The sequence below is a fragment of the Bacillus sp. T2.9-1 genome (assembly GCF_950097965.1).
Classification (GTDB): domain Bacteria; phylum Bacillota; class Bacilli; order Bacillales; family Cytobacillaceae; genus Niallia; species Niallia hominis.
Map to the genome: position 1 here is coordinate 19,421 of NZ_CATNHG010000024.1, position 12,773 is coordinate 32,193.

Here is a 12,773-nt window from a genome sequence, read left to right on the forward strand (position 1 = left end):
TTTATACTTGTGCATGAAAATAAGTACCCTTTCCAGTTAATTGAGCAATTAGCTGCTCATTGGCTACTTTTAATTTATGCATGTTGTCTTTTGGAGAAAAAGGCTTAGAAGAAGATTTCTCCTCTTGATTAGCTGGAAGATTAGCAATCTTGGCCACAGGATATGTGGCTTCTTTTTTATAGATTTTTGTTTTGCTGACAATATCTCTCACCGCATACTGCTCTGCTTGAAAATGAGTGATTGGTAAGATATATCCCATCTTAATCAGTCCTTTCCTTCTATATATAGAATCTTTTCCCTTCTTTCCCACATGTTAAACCATTTTTCTACACTTTAAACAATCCTTTGTTTTTGATATGATAGATATTATTTCACAACAGATATGGATAGATGTATTAAAAATAGATTCGAGGTTTCCTATGTTAACAGCTTTAAATTATGATAGATTCATTTCATTAAATACAATCGATAGACAAGAATTGCAGAAAATTTATGAAGCTGGCAAAAATGGGCTTCTTGCCTGCACTGTATGTGGAGAGGCGGTAAAGCTTTATTTAGGAATAAAGAGTGCTCCCTATTTTTATCATTATTCTTCTAAACAACCATGTGAGACAGAAAACTTACCCAATGTTCAGGAAGAACAAGCTGCTAGCATTGATATAGACGATGAAAAAACAAATGGATTTCGATTACCAAAGAGCAGAAGTATTTTAAAAAGTGTTACCGAAAGCCCAACTTTTAAACCGCCTATGACTATTAAAGCAACGATTCACACATCTGAATTAGCGAATAGTCTACCAGTTACTTATCCAAAGGAATCTTATTTAAATATGCTCGCCCAAAACGGTTATTCAGCTGATGCTACCCAAAGTAAAGCTGTTACAATCGACGAGGGACCGATTCTTATTCTAGCAGGAGCTGGAAGTGGTAAGACGCGAGTATTAACAATGCGAGCCGCTTTTCTAATTCACGAGAAAAAAGTTGATCCGTCGACAATTATGCTCGTTACTTTCACCAATAAAGCCGCAAACGAAATGAAGGAACGATTATTACACTACCCAATGATGAACAAAAGTGTAGTACAAAAGATTGTTTCTGGAACTTTCCATAGTATTCTCTATCAAATATTGATTTTTCATGAACGAGAAAAATGGCAACGTAATAAACTACTAAGCAGTAATTGGCAAAGAGAGCTTTTATTAAAGGAAATAGCAAGGGAAGAGCAAATGGATGAGAAAGACTTCCCATTTGATGCAGCCCTTCAATTAATAAGCGCCTGGAAAAACAGCATGCTATCCCCCAATAATGTGGAGCCTGATAATGACTGGGAACAAAAAGTTGTACAGTTATATACCGGCTATGAGACGAAAAAACAACAACGAAATCTATATGATTTTGATGATATGCTTCTTGGCGGCTATCGTTTTTTTGTGGATAACCCAGCTATTTTAGCAACCTATCAAAAACGCTTTACTCATTTCTTATTAGATGAATTTCAAGACATAAATAAAGTGCAATATGAGTGGATAAAGCTAATGGCAGGTTCAGCTAAATCCATTTATGCAGTGGGTGATGATGATCAATCTATCTATTCTTTTCGAGGCAGTGATCCAAAATACCTGTTAGATTTTGAAAAAGATTATCCAAATTCACAGACAATTATTCTCGATTATAATTACCGCTCTTCACAAGAAATTGTGTCTGCAGCAAAATCAACCATTAGCAAAAATACAAAGAGACGTGCTAAAAAAATGATTACAGGATATTCAGGAAAGCCCCCAATTGGGTTCTATCCTTATGACGAAGAAGAAGAAGCGACGATGATTTTGACAGATATTCAGGAAAAGATAAAATTAGGTTATGAACCAAAGGATTTTGCCATTCTCTTTCGTACAAACACGAATAGTCGTGCCATGTTTGAGCGATTAGCATCCTCTAGTTTACCATTTAGATTGGAACAGGATACTGGTTCCTTCTACCAAAGGTTTATCGTAAAAAGCATGTTGTCCTATTTAAAACTCATTGATGATCCAGATAACCAACAAGCTGTTGGTGATATCCTGCCTACTCTCTTTTTGAAAAAATCCGTTTTGCAGGATATTAAAGCAACGAGTATTTTAGAAGATTGCAGCTTTTTAGATTGCCTCCATTTTATTAAAACAGGGTTTGCCTTTCAAGAAAGCAAGCTAAAAAAAATTCCAAATACATTAAAGGGATTAATAAATCGTTCTCCGCTTGATGCCATTTATTATATAGAAAAAGAATTAGGCTTTCAGGAATTTATTAAAAAACGAGGAAATGAAGGGAATCAATGGGATAAAGGGTCTGACGATATTCGCGATTTAAAAGTCGTTGCACGAAAATTTAATTCCATTAAAGAATTTGTGCAGTATACGGATCATATGATGGCGATGAATGAAGAATTACGCAAGCAATATAAAAATGAATCCAACGTAATTACCTTAAGTACTATTCATCGTGCAAAAGGATTAGAGTATAAAACCGTATATATACTCGGTGCGGTTGATGGGTCTATCCCTCATGACTTTGCATTAGAGTCATTCCGAAATAATAATATTTTCCCCCTTGAAGAAGAGCGTCGGCTTCTTTATGTTGCGATGACAAGGGCACAAAAAGAACTATTTCTGTCCATTCCTATGTATCTAAGAGGAAAAAAAGCTAAGGAATCACGTTTTTTATCGCCCTTGTCGATGTCTCCTTTTGTTCAATTAGATTAATTTTAAAAGCCATCGTAAAACACTATTGTTCATTGGCCAAACAAAAAATAGGGTAACTTTTCAGAGATTTTGATCAGTTACCCGTTTTCCTCTTACTTTTTGTTAATCATTTTAGATAGCGTATTAAAATCCAGCTGCTTGCCGTCTTTTACAATAGATTCAACTATTTTATCCTCTGTTTGCTTTGGTACAGATTTACCAGCAATTTGTGATACTCTTCGAATAACACTTCTCACTGTTTTTTCATCTTTAAAATTTGCGTTTTGTAAGGAATTTGCTAGTTCCAAAATATCTTTCATATTTACGCCAGTTTTTGATTCTATGTTTTTAAAGAAATTATTGTTCATACACGTGTTTCCTCCTTAGGTGAGCTACTTTACATTGTATGAAGCAATAGAAAAAAGGTGAAAACCCGGTGAAGAGAAAAGGCAAAAATGATTAAGAGGCGTAGCAGGTTATTGCTATTGAGAGCTCCATACTAAAATTCAAAAATATAAAAGGAGCTCTCTTTAAAAGAGAGCCCCCTTTTCCCATGATTAGTTGTAGAAGCTAGCTCCTACGATTACTAACAAGATAAATAAAACAACGATTAAAGCAAAAGAAGAGATTCCTCCTCCGCTATAGCCGCCACCATAGCCATATCCGCCATAACACATTCCTACTTCACCTCGCTTCTCCTTATACTCATTATCAGAATATGGAGAATTGAAGTTTATGTATAGGCAAGCTACTAATAACGAATAGAATGTACGATTGTCATGAGTGTCCATTCCTTTACTTTCCATGCATAAGGAACTATCATAAATTTCCTACCATTAATCAAAAAATAAAGAATTTTCACATATTCTTACCCTTTTGGTTTAAAAATTAGAGCACCGATAAAACCGAATATAATAGCCGCAGATATCCCTGAACTCGTTACTTCAAACATCCCTGTTAATACACCAACAATGCCATGCTTTTCAGCTTCTTGCATTGCTCCATGTACTAATGCATTTCCAAAACTCGTTATCGGAATGGTAGCACCTGCACCTGCAAAATCGGCAAATGGCTCATATAATCCAAATCCATCCAGTACCGCACCTACTACGACTAATGTTGTTAACGTATGTGCAGGAGTTAGCTTAGCAACATCAAACATAAGCTGTCCAATAACACAAATTATACCTCCTATAACAAAGGCCCAAAAAAACATTGGGAGCATCCCTATTCCTCCTTTTTCCTATATTTCTTCCATGCGACAATCAGTAGGAAAGAAATTATCCTACTGATTTATTAAATTTCAATCGATACAGCGTGAGCGATACAAGGTATCGTTTCATTTTGTTGCACGGTTAATGGGGAAAGAAGCGCACCTGTTGCGACTAGAAGAATCCTTTTGTAGGTGCCTTTTTTCATTTCATTTAATAAATGTCCATAGAGCACAGTTGCTGAACATCCCGCTCCACTTCCTCCAGATTGGACCGGCTGATCTTTTGTATAAACCAATAACCCACAGTCTTTAAATTTATTTTCATCTATACTCAATCCTTTTTCTTTTAATAAAGCTATCGCGGTTTCTCTCCCGATTCTTCCTAAATCACCTGTGACAATTAAATCATAGTGAGAGGGATCAATTTTTAAATCTTGAAAGTGTGCAAGTATTGTATCTACAGCTGCTGGAGCCATTGCTCCCCCCATATTAAATGGATCTGCTAATCCCATATCAACCACTTTGCCAATTGTGGCAGAGGTTGTGTAAGGTAATTGCCCAACTGATTGTCTACTTGTCACTAACGCCACACCTGCACCAGTTACAGTCCATTGTGCTGTCGGTGGTTTTTGCCCACCATATTCAGTTGGATAACGAAACTGCTTTTCAACCGCTGCATTATGACTAGAGGCACCTGTTAATACATTCGTAGCACCCTGATAATTCACCATGAAGGAAGCAAGAGCAAGACCTTCCATAGATGTAGAGCAGGCACCAAATAAACCGAAATAAGGGATTTTCAAGTCTCTTGCCGCAAAGCTTGAAGGGGTAATTTGATTAATTAAATCACCAGCTAAAAAAAACTGGATATCTTCTGGCTTTACTTCCCCTTTTTTAAAAGCTGTCTGTGCAGCTTCCTCTAGTAAGATCCGATGAGCCTGTTCATAAGAGGTTTTCCCCATCCATAAATCATCATGTAAAATATCAAAATCATTAGCTAACCTTCCATTTGCTTCAAAGGGACCTCCTGATACGCCGGTAGCTTTTATTACTGGATGATTTTGAAATACCCAGGACTGTTTACCTTGAAGCATTAAAATCCCCCCGTCATTAGAATGAATATTGTTTTAATAAGCGCGACCACAAAGGCTGAAAATACACCGAATAAAATAACGGAACCAGCGAGCTTAAAAATATTTCCCCCAACTCCAAGTACAAATCCTTCTGTACGATGTTCAATCGCTGCTGAAATGATGCTATTACCAAATCCTGATACAGGTACAGCACTTCCTGCTCCTGCAAACTGGCCCAAACGATCATAAATACCAAAACCAGTTAATAACATCGAAAGAAATATGACTGTAGCTGTTGTAGGGTTGCTTGATGTTTGCTCTGTAAAATGGAAAAAGTAAATGTAGAAATAAGAAATAATCTGGCCAATCATACATATTAATCCGCCGACAAAAAATGCTTTTATGCAATTTTTTAAAACCGGCCGTTTTGTTTCATATTGTTGTTCAAATTTTTCATATTGCTGTTGCTCTGGTGTTTTGTTTTTTTTCTTACTGTCTGCCATTTTATCCCTCCTTACGTTAACTCATTATTTAATTTAATAATTTCTTTCAAACGCTTGTCTGCTTTTTCTTCACTAAATTCCGAATCTTGGATTTTATCCCTTAAGCGCATTGTCTCTAAGAAAATTTTAAAGTCACTAGAAACCGTAAATTTCTCCTCTGGATATTTAGATTCCAGCTTTTCCGTTAATTCTTTTTCAATACTTTTCATTTTAAAACGAGCCATCTGTTTCACTTTATAGGCTACTAACGTATCCTTCTTGCCTTTAACTACTGCTACATCATAAATGGACGAAATGGTATTTGTTTCTTCCTTTATCCCTTGGACCAATTCTTTTTGACCTGCTTCGTCGGATTCTGTATAGATAACAACTGGTTCTGGATCTACCTTTTTCAGCATAGACCATCTGCTATTCGGCGTTTCTTTCTCACAACCAGTTAAGAAAACACATAAGCTAAAAATCAACATCAAAAAAGCGTGCTTTTTATTCGTCATATTCTTCCCTTCCTATGTAAATGATGAATTGATGTTTATATTTTCTTCTTTTTAAGCTTTAATTATTAGAGGTTTCTCTAACAATTAAAATCCAATTTTTACAAACTCTTTTTTAAAATAAAAAATACCCGCTCAAAGTCGGGTATTCTCCTTATTTTGCAGATTTTTTTCCGCAATTACATCCTGATTTTTTCTTTTTTGTTTTAGTTGTTGCTTTCGGCTTTTCTGTCCCTTTTACTTTAAATACTTTTTTCTCCAGCAACTCAATCCCTCCAATAATAATATCTATACACGAATAAAAACACTGTTCTCAAACGTGCCTTAACACATTGTATGACGGAATGAAATGCATGTGTAAACAACTAGCCTACCTAATGCAGTTAATCAACAAACACTCTTTGTAAGATAGCTTCAATTAAGGAAGCTCCTCCTGCTATCGCAAAGACAAGCACAAAAGGTCCACAAATGCTTGGAAAGATATAATATAAAAGGGTAAGGAAGATTGCGACCCACACACCAGTACACCAATAGCAGCTAATTAACTCTCCAAAGAAACCACGGATTTTTCCAGATTTAGGAACTATATAAACTTCTGTTTGCCCATCATTATTCTGTTCCTCTACTTCATCTAAAAACAACTTACGGAAAGATTCTGTGATTCGATCAAAAACAATTAATCTCGTTAGACGAAAGCTTGCCAAAATTAATAAAAAAAACTCCATCCATTGGATATCCATCTAGATTCTCCCCTCCAATCGACCAAGAAATAGTAAACGGATAGTCAGATGCCCAAATTTTGAGAAAAAAGGCGTTTGTCCGTAACCCATAAGGCTCTTCGGCAATATGTTAGTAATGTAAGAAACATAAAGAAAGAAACAAACAAGGAGGAAAACAATTATGGGTTGTGGAAAAAAAGAAGATATTTACGGTACATCCAGCTGTGTTTGCGAAGTGGTTCGTGCCATTAAAGATATCCAAGATAACGCTGAAGACACTTGCGAATGCGAAACTAACTGTTTCTCAGAGCCACTAGGATCACTTGTATCTCCAACAAAGCGTAAAAAAGCTGATACTCGTGTATTCGTTTTAAGTTCTGCTGATGGCTCTCCATTCCATGCATTTTATACAGGTTCAGACTGCAACTGCGTTTCTATCTTTTTCCGAGTAGAGGATGTTTTTGATAACTGCTGTGCAGTATTAAGAGTACTTGCTCCAATCGGTAAAGACGGAGAAACACTTGATATCGTTGGACACAAAGGAATCGATTTAAGCAAAATTTGTGAATTAGAAGGTTTTGTTCGCACTTCAAGCTGCATTACAGTTGACTTAAAATGCTTCTGCGCAGTTCAATGTATCGCTGACGTTGACTTAAATGTTTGTGACTAATAACGATAAAATTTATATGCTTTACCCTCGGAGGACGTCTATCTGGCTCCTCCATTTTTATGTTTACTCCTTTCTTTTTTCCATTACATTTTATGCACGGAAAGGAGTTACCATGTTACCATACAAACCTATTCATCGCGATTCACAAATTTGTTGAATATTGGACAATAAAAGGGGGGCCGCATAATAAGCAGTTTCGATTATGTGGTGAAATTTTTTTAAAAAGAATTCAAAATTACATATTATCTCAAAGCAAAAACGCATTTCATTCCCCTCTCAGTATGATAAGCGGTGATTATAAAGCTAATCTTTTTCAAGAGAAGGCATCTATCATAGGGAGGAAAAAATACTGAATTTGTCAAAAACGCCTTGTTTGATTAGTAATCCTTGTGTTTAGTCTTTGAATGATAACCCGTTTTCTTTTAATACAGACCTAAGTTTTGGTAAAGAAGCTGGTCCCATTCCGTGAAATTGCAAAATATCTTTCTCGCTATATTTTGATAGCTCCTTCAGCGATGTTATCCCATTGTTTTCCAATGCACGTCTTGCTGGTGCCGATAGCAATGAAAGAAATCCATTATTAGGTTTGCGTTCTGTCTCACAAATCGGGCAGGTTGGACAATCGCTGCTTTTAAAGTATTTGTGTCCCTTATCGCATGTTCTTAAAATTTTTTTTGAAGTAGTCATAAAATGTCTCCCTTTTTGCTATTATTTTTTCCTTCAATATATCTAGTTAAAGAATTTAATTCATCCTTTTTTCCGCAGTTCTCAATCTACCAAAGTTTACCTAATTCAATACTTTTATATTCGTTTAATTTAATATTAACATTAAACTCCGAATGTTGATAAATTACCAAAAGAAAAAGGAGTTATTCCAAATCAATGAACGGTTATAAATATATCATTAGCAGTAACCAATTTCGTAGATTACTGTATGTAATATATTTATACACCATCTAATTTGAAATAACTCCCTTATTAATGAGAACAACTAATTAAATACCAATCATTCTTACTTCTTGAATCGCAGTGATTTTTAAGGTGACGATCGACTGATCCATTAGTTTTATATCAACATTTCCGTCTGTTAAACCAACTATAAATCCACGAATATTCTCATTAGCCGTTATAACAATACACGGGACTGGTGGCAACTGCTTAGGAAAATTAAGTAAGTACTCTAATTTCTCGACTATCTCCATCTCTTTAAAGCTTTTTAACCGTTTAAAGGCAGGTTTTCTTGGAGATTTTTCCACTTGCTGCTCCTGATAATTTTGCATTTGTTCCTGGGTATTCATTGTGGAGGCTTGCTTTTCCGCTCCTTCTTTTGATAGCTCTTTTGTTTCTTTGATCTCTTGGAGCATTTCTTCTTTTTGCTTTTTCTCCATCAGTTCTTTGTATTGCTTCTGTTTAGCAATTTTTGCAGAATAGCTTACTTGCATATTGCCTTCCATCTTTTTGGTACCAGACTGAGAAAGATAAGGCTTACTATTCTCACTGTACACTATTTTCACCTCCTAAAACATAAACCATATTTTTTATAGGATTCATCCTAATGTATGCATGATTTGCCTAATACGTAACTTTAATTATCAAAAAATGAAAAGAAGTGTATGTGGAAAGACGAAGTGGTTTGGTCAAAAAATAAAAGGCTGGGACAAAACTAAATAACTAATCTTTAAAGACGAACAATCTCTAATTTAGCTCTTAAATAAAGCTACTTTCTCAAGATGGTTATCTATGCTTTTAAATATAGTCGTTCCATTGCGCTACAGATGGTCGCTTTCCGCGGGGAGGAAGCTAAGCCTCCTCGTTGCGCTGCGGGGTCTCAGCCTTTCCTCTATTTCCCGCAGGAGTCGACCGTCCTCCGCTCCATTTCACTTCATTTTTAAACCTTTTTCTAAAATATAAATACGAACGATTATGTAAACTTACCGCATAATCGTTCGTATTTATTGTTAGCTGAAATGTTTATGTCCCAGCCTCTTTAATTGAATTAACCAACAATGTGGAAACCTGAATCTACATGAATATTCTCTCCAGTTATTCCTCTTGCTAGATCACTAAACAAGAACAATGCTGTATCCCCTACTTCTTCTGGAGTTGTTGTTCTTCTAAGTGGAGAACGCTCCTCGATTTCTTTTAAAATGGAATTGAAATCACTAATTCCTTTTGCAGATAATGTGCGAATTGGCCCTGCGGAAATAGAGTTTACACGAATACCTTCTTTTCCTAAATCAGCAGCTAAATAACGAACACTTGCATCCAAGGAAGCTTTTGCAACACCCATTACATTATAATTTCTAATTGCACGCTCTCCGCCTAAATAAGTTAATGTAACAATACTTCCGCCTTCTGTCATTAAGCCTTTTGCTTCTTTAGCAACCGCGGTTAATGAATAGGAACTAATATTATGCGCAAGTAAAAAACCGTCTCTTGTTGTATTCATATAGTCGCCTTGTAATTCTTCTTTATGAGCAAAAGCGATGCAGTGAGCAATCCCATGAATTGTCCCAACTTCTTTTTTTATTGCTTCAAAGCAAGTGGCAATTTCTTGATCATTAGTAACATCACAAGGTAATACAATACTATCTGATGAATCTAGAGTAGCAACAAGGTCACGAACGCTTTTTTCTAATCTTTCCCCTGCATAAGTGAAAATTAATCGAGCACCAGCTTTATGCAAGGAAGTTGCAATTCCCCACGCAATACTTCTTTTATTTGCAACACCCATGACAACATAGGTTTTGCCCTTTAATGAAAAAGTCATTCTTATTCCTCCTATATACTATTACAAGTTATTAGTACCTAGTACTAATTTTACTACAAAAAAATAAAAAAAGAAAGCACTCATACAATAGGCACTTTCGTCATTTTTGTCATTAGCTTACCGTATCGTCGTTATTATCTGTTGCTTTTTTGGGATTTTAGCTTAGCATTTTTGTTAAAAAGGGCTTAGAAGCGCTTTCTCTGTTACCCTTTTGTACTTCTTTTTGCTGAAAAGGGCTTAGAGACGCTTTCTCTGTTACCCTTTTGTCCTTCTTTTTACTAAAAAGGGCTTAGAGGCGCTTTCTCTGTTACCCTTTCGTCCTTCTTTTTACTAAAAAGGGCTTAGAGACGTATTCTCTGTTACCCTTTTGTCCTTCTTTTTGCTAAAAAGGGCTTAGAGGCGCTTTCTCTGTTACCCTTTCGTCCTTCTTTTTACTAAAAAGGGCTTAGAGACGTATTCTCTGTTACCCTTTTGTCCTTCTTTTTGCTAAAAAGGGCTTAGAGGCGCTTTCTCTGTTACCCTTTTGTCCTTCTTTTTGCTAAAAAGGGCTTAGAGGCGCTTTCTCTGTTACCCTTTTGTCCTTCTTTTTACTAAAAAGGGCTTAGAGGCGCTTTCTCTGTTACCCTTTTGTCCTTCTTTTTGCTGAAATGGGCACTGACACCGTCGTCTTTCCTTTACCTTTCAAGCCTTTCTCATACTGCAAAAATTATTAAATAATTTACCCGCCTATAATAACCTAACGATACTTAATTAAAATTTAAATTCCAACTGTCTCTTTAATTCTGTTACATATTCATGTGATCCAGTTACAAGTAGATGGTCATTAAGTTGTAACTCTGTATCTCCATGAGGGATGACAAAATCAGATCCTCTAAAGATTCGGACGAAAATGACATCTCCAGTAAACGGGAATGATCTCAAAGACATTCCTTCAAATTCTTTGTTTCTTAATATTATTTCATGTAGGGATGTCTCTGTATTTCCAAGTAGTGCAAATATATTTGGAGACTGAATTAATGCAGTTAATAATGCTTTCGTAGATGTCAACATAGAAAATACTTCTATATCTTCTCTGCGTAATTCCTCCTCCATCTCCATATTTTCCACACGACAAATCACTCGATCTACCCCTGCTCTTTTAATCAAGAGACTCATTTCAGCATTTAAGAAGGAATCTCCTGTCGAAATCACAACTATATCTGCTGAGCAAATATCTGTTTGTCGTAGAATCTCCTCTGAATAATTGTTCAACTCAATGATTTCAAATAAAGAGTCTGCAATTTGAAAATCTTGCTTTTCTTGTTTTTTATGATAGAAAGTTACATTATAAAGAGATGATTTCAATTCTTGGTAAACTTGCATAGTAACTTGATTTACTCCAATAATAGAAACATTTATCACTTTTTCTTGTGCTACATCTTTTGGGAACATTTTCTTGAACAAAATCGGCGAAATAATGCAAGATATAATGGCAACCAAAATAAAGATTCCACTCATTTGAGGTGTTATTATATTTAAACGTTCTCCAATTGTAGATGCAGCTATAACGAGGGACAAAGTAGATGTTAATAAAAATCCAGAAGCCACAATCGTTTTTGTATCATACCATTTTTTTAAATAGTAGACTGGTAACAGCTTACTTACTAATAAAGCCATTAATAGTAAAGGAATAAATAATAATAGTTTAGGATCTGTAAATAACGACCAGATATCCATTTCAACACCAATCATCACAAAGAAAATAGGTATTAAAAATCCATAACCAAATGAATCTAACTGGTGAACCAATTCTTCATTTGGTGATAATAGGGACACAAGTACTCCTGCTAAGAAAGCACCTAAAATATGTTCTGCTCCAACAGATTCTGATAAAGCGACAAGAAAAATGATTAGTGCAAATACTGCTCTTGTGCCTATTTGTACTGTTCCTCTAGAAAGAGTGTCCATAAATTTATTATTTTTTATTTTTCTACCAACAAAGTAAAGAATTAAACCTGCTATAAAAAGAATTAATAATAGCCAAGTATTCCCTCCTGTTTCATGAATAGAAGCAAATACAGCAAGTAAAATCATTGTGACTAAATCAGCAATTACTGCTACAAGCAAAATAATTTGCCCAATAACGGACTTCATGATGTTTGCTTCTTTTAAAGTTGGAACTACTACTCCTAAAGAAATAGTTGCGATAATAATGGTCATTAAGAATGCACTATCAACAAATCCAGCTAGTACAAATAAGAAACTTAATCCGATTGATAGAAGGAGAATTGCCACAAAAATAATCATTGCCGTCTGAAATGATTTAGGCTCTAATTTCCCATTAGGCAATGTCTCTCTTTTTTTTCTACTTGAAAAAGCAGAAAAATCTATCTCTAAACCACTTAAAAACATTAAAAAGATAAACCCTAAAGTCGATAGAGTTTCTAGCCACATATCTTGCTCTACAAGGTTAAACCCACTTTTCCCGATAATTAAACCCATCAGAATTTCTGCCACAACTACGGGAATAATATTCAATTTTAGTCGTTGCAAAATAATTGGTGTTAATAGAGCCACCGTAACTACGATAACTAGTGATGCGAAAGAAGCACCATGTTCCATCGCTATCCCTCCTTTT

14 protein-coding genes are annotated in these 12,773 nt (G+C 35.4%); 2 read left to right on the plus strand and 12 right to left on the minus strand.

Features of this window, described 5'->3' with window-relative positions; genetic code table 11:
- Window position 1: 1 nt before the first annotated feature.
- Window positions 2–259 (minus strand): hypothetical protein, encoded by a 258-nt coding sequence (locus QQZ16_RS02380; protein WP_284561056.1) that lies wholly within the window; start codon window positions 257–259, stop codon window positions 2–4.
- A gap of 160 nt (window positions 260–419) precedes the next feature.
- On the opposite strand from QQZ16_RS02380, the gene QQZ16_RS02385 reads away from it, so the two are divergent.
- Window positions 420–2,738 (plus strand): ATP-dependent helicase, encoded by a 2,319-nt coding sequence (locus QQZ16_RS02385; RefSeq protein WP_284561057.1) that lies wholly within the window; start codon window positions 420–422, stop codon window positions 2,736–2,738.
- A 92-nt stretch (window positions 2,739–2,830) separates the two neighbouring features.
- Here the strand turns inward: QQZ16_RS02385 and QQZ16_RS02390 are convergent, their stop codons facing one another.
- The 7 genes from QQZ16_RS02390 to QQZ16_RS02420 all read right to left on the minus strand — a co-directional run bounded on the left by QQZ16_RS02390 (window position 2,831) and on the right by QQZ16_RS02420 (window position 6,737).
- A complete protein-coding gene (locus tag QQZ16_RS02390) occupies window positions 2,831–3,085 on the minus strand; it encodes a stage VI sporulation protein F (RefSeq protein ID WP_031536798.1) in 255 nt (84 codons plus the stop codon).
- A 189-nt stretch (window positions 3,086–3,274) separates the two neighbouring features.
- Window positions 3,275–3,394 carry a YjcZ family sporulation protein gene (locus QQZ16_RS02395; RefSeq protein ID WP_081836596.1) on the minus strand — a complete coding sequence of 40 codons (120 nt, stop codon included), beginning with the start codon at window positions 3,392–3,394 and terminating at the stop codon, window positions 3,275–3,277.
- 191 nt (window positions 3,395–3,585) lie between these two features.
- Complete coding sequence (gene spoVAE, locus QQZ16_RS02400; protein ID WP_031536797.1) at window positions 3,586–3,942, minus strand: stage V sporulation protein AE; 357 nt, start codon at window positions 3,940–3,942, stop codon at window positions 3,586–3,588.
- 71 nt (window positions 3,943–4,013) lie between these two features.
- Complete coding sequence (gene spoVAD / locus QQZ16_RS02405; protein WP_284561058.1) at window positions 4,014–5,024, minus strand: stage V sporulation protein AD; 1,011 nt, start codon at window positions 5,022–5,024, stop codon at window positions 4,014–4,016.
- Window positions 5,024–5,506 (minus strand): stage V sporulation protein AC, encoded by a 483-nt coding sequence (spoVAC, locus tag QQZ16_RS02410; RefSeq protein WP_031536795.1) that lies wholly within the window; start codon window positions 5,504–5,506, stop codon window positions 5,024–5,026. The genes spoVAD and spoVAC overlap by 1 nt, the downstream gene beginning before the upstream one ends.
- An 11-nt stretch (window positions 5,507–5,517) precedes the next feature.
- Window positions 5,518–5,973 (minus strand): YhcN/YlaJ family sporulation lipoprotein, encoded by a 456-nt coding sequence (locus tag QQZ16_RS02415; protein ID WP_284561059.1) that lies wholly within the window; start codon window positions 5,971–5,973, stop codon window positions 5,518–5,520.
- Between the two features lie 407 nt (window positions 5,974–6,380).
- Window positions 6,381–6,737, minus strand: a complete 357-nt coding sequence (locus tag QQZ16_RS02420; protein WP_235252272.1) for a DUF1360 domain-containing protein — start codon at window positions 6,735–6,737, stop codon at window positions 6,381–6,383.
- Between the two features lie 160 nt (window positions 6,738–6,897).
- On the opposite strand from QQZ16_RS02420, the gene QQZ16_RS02425 reads away from it, so the two are divergent.
- Window positions 6,898–7,386 carry a CotY/CotZ family spore coat protein gene (locus QQZ16_RS02425; protein WP_031536792.1) on the plus strand — a complete coding sequence of 163 codons (489 nt, stop codon included), beginning with the start codon at window positions 6,898–6,900 and terminating at the stop codon, window positions 7,384–7,386.
- Window positions 7,387–7,779: 393 nt separating this feature from the next.
- Here QQZ16_RS02425 and QQZ16_RS02430 read toward each other — a convergent pair whose 3' ends face one another.
- The 4 genes from QQZ16_RS02430 to QQZ16_RS02445 all read right to left on the minus strand — a co-directional run bounded on the left by QQZ16_RS02430 (window position 7,780) and on the right by QQZ16_RS02445 (window position 12,757).
- The gene (locus tag QQZ16_RS02430) at window positions 7,780–8,073 is read right to left on the minus strand and encodes an RNA polymerase alpha subunit C-terminal domain-containing protein (RefSeq protein ID WP_031536791.1); all 294 of its coding nucleotides are present in this window, start codon (window positions 8,071–8,073) and stop codon (window positions 7,780–7,782) included.
- Between the two features lie 308 nt (window positions 8,074–8,381).
- The gene (locus tag QQZ16_RS02435) at window positions 8,382–8,891 is read right to left on the minus strand and encodes a CotO family spore coat protein (RefSeq protein WP_284561060.1); all 510 of its coding nucleotides are present in this window, start codon (window positions 8,889–8,891) and stop codon (window positions 8,382–8,384) included.
- Between the two features lie 491 nt (window positions 8,892–9,382).
- Window positions 9,383–10,156, minus strand: a complete 774-nt coding sequence (gene fabI, locus QQZ16_RS02440) for an enoyl-ACP reductase FabI (protein ID WP_251628608.1) — start codon at window positions 10,154–10,156, stop codon at window positions 9,383–9,385.
- A gap of 750 nt (window positions 10,157–10,906) precedes the next feature.
- On the minus strand, window positions 10,907–12,757 hold the full coding sequence (locus QQZ16_RS02445) for a monovalent cation:proton antiporter family protein (protein WP_284561061.1): 1,851 nt from the start codon (window positions 12,755–12,757) through the stop codon (window positions 10,907–10,909).
- Window positions 12,758–12,773 lie beyond the last annotated feature (16 nt).